Origin of the sequence: Phycicoccus elongatus Lp2, from assembly GCF_000367525.1 — a bacterium.
Lineage (GTDB): Bacteria > Actinomycetota > Actinomycetes > Actinomycetales > Dermatophilaceae > Phycicoccus_A > Phycicoccus_A elongatus.
The window spans coordinates 619,517-621,077 of record NZ_HF570956.1 but is presented as its reverse complement, the minus strand read 5'-3'; the positions used below and the strand labels follow the sequence as shown (position 1 = coordinate 621,077).

The following is a 1,561-nucleotide window of genomic DNA, read 5'->3' as shown; positions in this document are numbered from 1 at the left end:
CGGCCTTCACGCCCGCCGGCCACACGCCCTCGTCGCGGAGCTCTTCCGCGACCCGTTTCGCGGAGCCGTACACCGCCCGCGCAGACGAGAACAGCAGCATCGCCCACGCCCCGTGCTTCGGCGGGCGGCCCGGCAGGCGGTCGTCGGGGACGCGCAGGCCGAGCGCCTCGGCGCAGTCGTGCAGCCCCGCGTCCCCCGCGGCTGCGACCAGCTTCCCGAGGCTGCCCATCCTCCGCTGCCGCTTCACGTGCAGCGACTCCCCGCCCGAGGGCGACTTCCGCCGCTTCACCACGTCCAGACGGGGCGCCTCCCCCTTCGGACGCGGCGTCTCACGAGCCATCGTCGTCACCCCCACGCTCGACGGTCAGGTGCCCGGGCAGGGCATACCGCTCGTCCAACGGCCCGGACGGGGCGAGCTCCCACGCGGCCCGCCAGTCCGCGCCCGCGAGCGCCGCCGCCCGCGGCAGGTACGCCATGCCCAACCGGACCGCGACCGCGTTCACCGACCGGGTTTCCGCGTACACGGACGCGGCCACGTACGCGCGGATGCTGCGCGGCGTGTACCCGTCCCGCGCGAACAGGCCCGACCGGGCGAGCAGCTCCTTGGCGGCGTTCTGCGAACCTGTCGCGGACGCCTCCACCGCCTTGCCCTGCGGCTGCCCGTCCGTGACCACCGGCGCGGACAGGTACGCCTCGCCGTCACGCGAGTGCCGGATCCGCAACCGTTCGAGCCGGTACCCGAGAGCGGTCGCCTGCCAGTCGTCCAGCGGCACCCACCGCGGGACGGTCGCCCGCCCGGTCCCGGGCAGGAAGATCAGCCGCTCGTCCAGGCGCACGTCCCGGACCTCCACGAACGCGGCCTCCGCGACCGTCGCCCCGGCCAGCAGCACCGCCAACAGCGCGGGCGCGCGCCCGACCCGCCCCTTCAGGGTCGCGGTCCGCTTCAGCGCGGCGACCTGCTCGTCGTCCAGCGGCTTCCACCGACGCGACGACGACCCGACCGTCTTCACCTCACGGGACGGGTCCTCCCACGACAGGCCAAGATGGGCGCAGAACACGAAGAACAGCCGCAGGACCGTCTTCCGGCTCGTCTGCGTCCCGTACGCCGCGAACCCGTCCACCGCCGCCGGCAGGTGCCGTCCCCCCGCAGGTTCGGAGTACAGGAACGCCGAGCACATCCCGGTGGTGATGTCCGCGACCGTGACCGCGCCGGACGCGGTGAGGAACCGCTCGAGCATGCCGAGGTCGGAGTGGTACTTCCGCTGCGTCAGCGGCTGGTAGTTCGTGCCGAGAGTGTTCCCGAACACCGCGTCCCGCACCGCGGCGACCGCTTCCGCGATGGCGATGGCCCCGGGCGAGGAGAGACCGGGCTTGAGGACGAACTCCTCGCGGGTCAGGCGGCGCAGGCGGGCCGTGTTGAGGGTCGAGCGGATGCGGGTCGGGGCGCTCATCGGGTAGCCCCTTCCGTGCGGGGTGTCGCGGGGGACGCGGACCGCTTGTGGCCGTTCAGGCACCCCGGCGTTCGACATGTCGAACAGTGAACCGTCCGGCAATCCCCGTC

The 1,561-nt window shown here is 73.7% G+C and carries 2 protein-coding genes; both read right to left on the bottom strand.

Annotation, left to right across the window (positions count from 1 at the left end; translation table 11 throughout):
- The coding region (locus tag BN10_RS17170) for a hypothetical protein (protein WP_198013994.1) at positions 1 to 349 on the bottom strand (349 nt) is incomplete at its 3' end.
- Positions 330 to 1,451, bottom strand: coding sequence for a site-specific integrase (locus tag BN10_RS02910; RefSeq protein ID WP_010849668.1), 1,122 nt, complete (start codon positions 1,449 to 1,451; stop codon positions 330 to 332). The genes BN10_RS02910 and BN10_RS17170, both read right to left, overlap by 20 nt.
- Between the last annotated feature and the right edge of the window lie 110 nt (positions 1,452 to 1,561).